The sequence below is a fragment of the Candidatus Zixiibacteriota bacterium genome (assembly GCA_035380245.1).
Lineage (GTDB): Bacteria > Zixibacteria > MSB-5A5 > GN15 > FEB-12 > DAOSXA01.
On sequence record DAOSXA010000004.1, the window covers coordinates 94,423 to 100,541 of the forward strand.

Annotated in this window: 4 protein-coding genes; all 4 read left to right on the top strand. The window is 51.4% G+C overall.

Annotated elements, in window-relative coordinates; translation table 11 throughout:
• Positions 1-52: 52 nt before the first annotated feature.
• Positions 53-1,378, top strand: coding sequence for an ATP-binding protein (locus PLF13_13770; GenBank protein HOP08342.1), 1,326 nt, complete (start codon positions 53-55; stop codon positions 1,376-1,378).
• 2 nt (positions 1,379-1,380) lie between these two features.
• Positions 1,381-2,709, top strand: coding sequence for a sigma-54 dependent transcriptional regulator (locus PLF13_13775; GenBank protein ID HOP08343.1), 1,329 nt, complete (start codon positions 1,381-1,383; stop codon positions 2,707-2,709).
• A 178-nt stretch (positions 2,710-2,887) separates the two neighbouring features.
• Positions 2,888-3,925 (top strand): hypothetical protein, encoded by a 1,038-nt coding sequence (locus PLF13_13780; GenBank protein ID HOP08344.1) that lies wholly within the window; start codon positions 2,888-2,890, stop codon positions 3,923-3,925.
• Positions 3,915-5,231: a hypothetical protein gene (locus PLF13_13785; protein HOP08345.1), complete on the top strand. Its 1,317-nt coding sequence runs from the start codon at positions 3,915-3,917 to the stop codon at positions 5,229-5,231. Before PLF13_13780 ends, PLF13_13785 begins: the two co-directional genes overlap by 11 nt.
• Positions 5,232-6,119 lie beyond the last annotated feature (888 nt).

The window sequence follows — 6,119 nt, forward strand, 5'->3', positions numbered from 1 at the left end:
CCCGGCGATAAAAATTTGACTGAAACGGTCCGGGCTCCGATAATAGCGATGTATGCGAAACTCCCGCACCATGCTCGTCGCAGCCGGATTCACCATCCTGCTGATTATCGCCGTCAACCTGGCCTGGTGGCTGTTCTATGACCGCACCGAACAGCTTCTTGACCAACAGTTGTCGCGCCGCCTGCAGGCGGTGGCCGGTACGGCGGCGGCCCAGTTGTCCCCGGAACAGATCGGGACGCTGATCGACGATGATTTTACGGCATACACTCGGACACTCGACCTGCTCGAATCGGCCCGACAGGCTGATTCCCTCTCGGAGTTGTTCGTCCTGGATCCTGGTTATCGAGTGCTTGTCTCGACGGCCTTTGATGCCGACAGTGTCTATTTTCTCGCGCCGCTTAACGGACCTTATATCGACAGCGTCTTTTTTGCCGACCATCCCCGAGCTCTCACCACTCCCTCCTATCGTACCGGTAAGCTCTACCTTAAAACTGCCTTCGCGCCCTTGTTCGATCCGGACGGCACGGTCGCGGCGGTATTGGGAGTCGAGGCCAATGTCGACTATTTCGATGCCCTCTCCGACCTGCGACGCAACCTCTGGTATTCAACGATAATCTCGGTTGTGGCCGGGCTCCTGTTCGGATTGCTTTTCATCCTTACCCAGAAACGGCTCAATTCCATGCAGCAGCGCCTGGTTATGAACGAAACCCACGCCTACCTCGGACGTATGGTGGCGGTGGTTGCTCATGAAATACGAAATCCGCTCATGATCATTCGCGCTTCAGCCGAACGGCTCCGAAAAAAGACTGATTCCGAAGAGGCCGGTTTCGTGGTCGAGGAAGTCGATCGCCTTAACGGCCTGGTCAACGGTTATTTGGATTTCGCCCGTGGCGACGATCGCGATTTTCTTGACGGCTCGCCCGAGCCCATGGATCTGATTCCGTTCATCGCCAACGTAAAGAAGCATCTCGAAGACAAGTTCGGTCCCGGAACAATTGAATGGATAGAGCCCTCAACGGAGAAATCGATCAGCTTCCAAGGTCACCCCGGAGCGCTTCGCCAGGTGTTGTTGAATCTGCTGATTAACGGCGCCGAGGCCTGCCTTGAAGCCGGTAAACCGATCCGGCTCGGACTAACGGGAGCTACTGACGGTGACCGGATAAAACTCGAAATCTCGGATCGCGGCCCGGGATTGAGTAAAAAAGACTTGAAACTGATCGGTGATCCGTTTTACACCACCAAGCAGCACGGATCCGGTCTCGGGCTCTTTTTGAGTCGAAAAATCGTTGAACAGATGGGCGGAAGTATTGATATTGACAGCCAACCGGATCACGGCACCACAGTGACCCTGAATCTACCGAAACGCGGAAACGGATAAGTATGGCCAACATTCTCGTTGTCGATGATGAACCTAAAATGACCTCGCTGATTTGCGGGCAGCTCGAAGATGCCGGGCACACTGTCACGACCTGTACGGAATCACCCAAGGCATTGGAGTTGATCGAGAAACATAGCTTTGATATCGTGATTACCGACTTATCCATGCCCAGGATCTCCGGTATGGAAATCCTTACGGCGGCTTTAGGTTCAGGAGCGGAAGTGATCATGATGACCGCCTACGGTACCGCTGAAACCGCCGTTGCCGCCATGAAAAAGGGTGCTGCCGACTATCTGTTGAAACCGTTTTCGCTCGATGAACTGGAACTGACGGTCACCGATCTGGTCAAAAAACAGCACAGCCAGGCCCTGGCTAAACATTTTCAGGAAGCCGATGCGGACATTTACAGTGATTTTATCGGTAATTCCGAGGCTTCCCGGCAAGTCAAATCTCTTCTGGCCAGGGTGGCTTCATCGGATGCCACCGTCCTCTTGACCGGACGTAGCGGCACCGGCAAAGAACTGGCGGCTCGGATGCTGCATTCATTGTCGCCGCGTAAGGACAAACCGTTCATCGCCGTAAACTGCGCCGCCTTAACCGAGACCCTGCTCGAGTCGGAATTGTTCGGACATGAAAAAGGCTCTTTCACCGGAGCGGATGCTCGCAAACGAGGTCGTTTCGAATTGGCTGAAGGGGGTACGATTTTCCTCGATGAAATCGGCGAAACCTCACCCGGCATGCAGTCCAAACTTCTGCGCGTTCTCGAAGAACGACAGTTATTCCGTGTCGGCGGTGTCGACCCGGTAAAAATCGATGTCCGCGTCGTTGCTGCCACCAACCGCAACCTCAAAGAAGAAATCACCAAAGGCGGCTTCCGTGAGGATTTGTTTTATCGCCTGAACGTCTTCCCTATTCGAATGCCTGATCTCTCCGAACGCCGGGAGGATATTATTCCGATAGCGGAGCATTTCCTAAGCCGGTTTGGCTACCGTCAATATCAACTCGACGGACCGGTTGAACAGCTATTGTTAGCCTACGACTGGCCGGGTAATATCCGGGAGTTGCGCAACGTTATCGAGCGCGCCACCATTTTGGCCGGAGGAGAACCGTTGGCAACCGATGATTTCTCGCTGGAAATCGATGAAGCTCCCCTTATCTCGGATCCTGGTGTGAGTGTGGATTCATCGGCCGGACTCGAGGACGCCGAAAAACAGATGATTCTGGATGCCCTCAAGCAAGCTGACGGCAATAAAACCGAAGCAGCCAGATTGTTGCGTATCAGCCGGCGAAGGCTCTACAGCCGTATGAAAATACACGGAATTCAGCCGTAGCGAGCCGATAGGGGCACGTTTATGTACCAGTCGGTACACTCTATCGAGGAACAGACCAGGATAAACGCCCAAGGAAGACATGTAAGATATTATGTAAGAAGAGATTATAGCTGACATGCAATACTTCGGCACACGACTTGATGTATATCGCTCCAGAGATAGACAAGGAGCATAGAAGATGATTAAGAAATTAACGATATTCCTGACGACCATTACCCTGATACTATCAGCAAGTGTGGCTACAGCCCAGACGGGAAACAATCAACAGATGGCTGACCGAGCCCGAAGTCAGATGGACCAGGCGCAACAGGTAATTGAGCGGGCCCAGGAGGCGGTGCAATCTTCACATTCTCCGTTGGCTGAAGTTGCCCTGCAGCAGGCAATGAATCTGATGGATCAGGCTCATCAATCTTACCAGAATCGCAATTATGTACTGGCTCATCAGCTTTCTCAAAAAGCCATGGAACGAGCACAGCAGGCTATCGCCGCCGCTCGGCAGACCGAAGAAAACAGCAACTCGGTGCTCAACAAGCTGGAGCAGGTGGAGCAGCTCATGGAGCGAGTAAACGATGCCGTTGATGATGATTCCGGTCCGGGATTGACAACTCTGGTTGAATCGGCTCGCACCAATTTAGATCGAGCCTGGGAGTTTTATCGCTCGAACCAGCTTCGCGCCGCCTGGAAGATGGCCAATCAGGTTGAGAGCACCCTGCGCAAGATATTCCGTGCGGCTGAGACTCAAGGCAACGTACAAAGCCGCTACGAACACCGACTGGAAACGACAAAGCAGATCATGGAACGAGCTGAAGCCATTGTCGCGAACTGTGAATCTGAAAACGCTCAGCAGTTAATGCAGCAGGCGAAAGACGCTGTACATCAGGCTGAGGAACTGGGACAGGCTTCGCGTTATGGCGCAGCCCTCAAGGCCATGCAGCAGGCACGCAGCATGACCGAACAAGCGATTCGTAACTGCCAGGGTGGAGTTGATCTTAACACCCGCCTGGAAAGACTCACGTCCCAACTGAGTAGATTGCGTGAGCAGATTTCAACCGACGATGCTCCTGCCAATCAGTTCATCCAGACAGTTTCCGAGCAATTGCAACTGGCCCGTGAAATGATCAACCAGGATAATGAAACCGCCGCCACAGCCGCCCTGAGAGCAGCCCAACTGTCGCTCCGGCAATTGGAAAGGTATCTGAATTCCGGTGAGATTTGATTCTCTTGGATCCTCGGCAAAACGCACAGGACTGCTGACGGTTGTCCTGTCTTCATTATACATCTCGACTCTGCCCGGTCGTACAACGGCCGGGCAGTTGGACATTCGGGTGGGAACCGGCTATGAATTCCTGTCCCAGGAGTTTTTTCTCGACTCGGCCGCTTTAGCCGGTGAGGATTCACTGTTGACCAATTGGTCTCTCACCAACACCTATCTTGATGATTTTAAGGTAAAACTGATGCTCGCTTACATTCCCGACGAGGAACGCCTGAGTCAGTTTACAGCCACTTATGAGCAGTCTGCCGATTTCATCAGAAGCCGAATCAACGCCGATTTCAAAACCGCCGCTTATGGCCAACGTCTCACCCTTGAAGGCGAACTGGAAGGTAAAGCCCGCTATCGAGGTGATGTCGAGGTCGGTGATGAGTATCTGCAAGGTTTCGGACGGGCGCGCCTGTATCAACCGATTAACGGAAATTTGACCTTACGAATGGACTTGAAAGCCGACGGCGTTAAATTCGATCAGCCTGCTACCTACATTTACAACTACTGGCGAGTCGGTGGTTCTATCGGACTGGAGAAGTCGTTCGAGTCGTTTTCCTTTGCCGATGTGAACCTCTTTATACAGTCCCGTCTCGTACCTGACAGCACCGATCTGGCCTACCTCAATCTCGGTCTTGAGGGAGCTTACTACGGCTTCTACAACGGTGGTGATTTGTATCTGCTGGCCCGGCTGGAGCACAAAAACTACAACCAACCGGATCATAAGGACGACCATTATCGGATCGGATTGGACGGTCGTAATAAAACCGGACTTGGTCAGGGGTGGTTTACCTCTCAACAGGTCAATCTGGAACTGGTGATGTACAATCCTGATGACCCGGTCAACTACGACTACACCCGGCTTGAAACCCGCCTGGGACTGGGCCTTGAACATCGCGGCCTGACCGTTTCCCTGGGGCCGGAATTGGAGCGTCTCGCTGAAGAAAAAACTGACATGGTAAGCGGTGAAGATTATTGGGAATACGGCGGAGGGGTGGAAATCGACTTATTGAGCCGCGAGACTTTGATTTCAGCCGATGCCTTCTGGGGGCTGCGCAACAACAACCAGACGTATGAACTGGAAAACGACCTGTCGATCCAGACAGATTTTACATACCAGAGGCTGAGTCTTTTGGGAGATGTCAATTTTGCCCGGCATTGGAATTTCAATATCCTGTTCTCGGGCGAATGGGAATGGCACGACCAAGAAGAGGAAAACAGTCGCCTTTTCCTGCTCTCAACCGGTTTCACTTATCAATTCTAGCCCTTTCAAGCATCTTCAATAAACTCTCATAAGCTACAATACTACTCCTCTTTATTGATGGGTCGAGAGGTGATCTGACAACCTGTACTACAACACCTCCAAAGCTCTCCGAGCTTAGCCTAATAAACGATAACGCTACCCATATTAACCGCTTTACCGACAACCCCCATATTAGATGGCGCTATCCACGATCAAGCTGCCATTCACAATCTGACGACATGCATACATTGTGATATAATTCACTAACAGCATTTTCGCCACCGCCTACACGACCTATTATATCTTGTATTTGACATAAAGAACAACGAGTCTTCGATCATTATTGAAAACAGCACGGCAACCTCACTACTAAAAAAACGATCTCTCACCGGTGCTCTGCCCAACGGATTTCAGGCTAGCACTGTTTGTGATTTCATTCACATTCTAAGCTGTTCCGGGCAACTTCAAACAGCTCCCGGTCCGTCCCTGTTACAAGTATGGGAAAACAGCCATATCGTGGACATTGCCAATCTCTGTTACATGATCATACAAGTCACTCGTTGAATCCTCCTGAGGTGTTCTCCGATGAGAGTTCTGGGAGCTCATTCAGTGGTTCCAGACAGCTTTTCACCGGCTTCTTCTATCAATGTTTAGTGGCCTGCAATAGGTATTACTTGTGATATATTTCACTTACTTCATCATAATTAGAGATAATTCTAGCGTCCTCTTCTTGTGACATAATTCACGATATAGCTTCCTGATTACGGACTTGATATCCAATCTATATATATCCATCGGGGGAGTGATTCAGGTCTTCCCTATTGGCCTTTCACAGCACTATCTACAACAGACGGTTTTACCACTCCGAATTTCGTCACCAGGCGGTTTTGCCTTTTTTTTGCCTGCTGT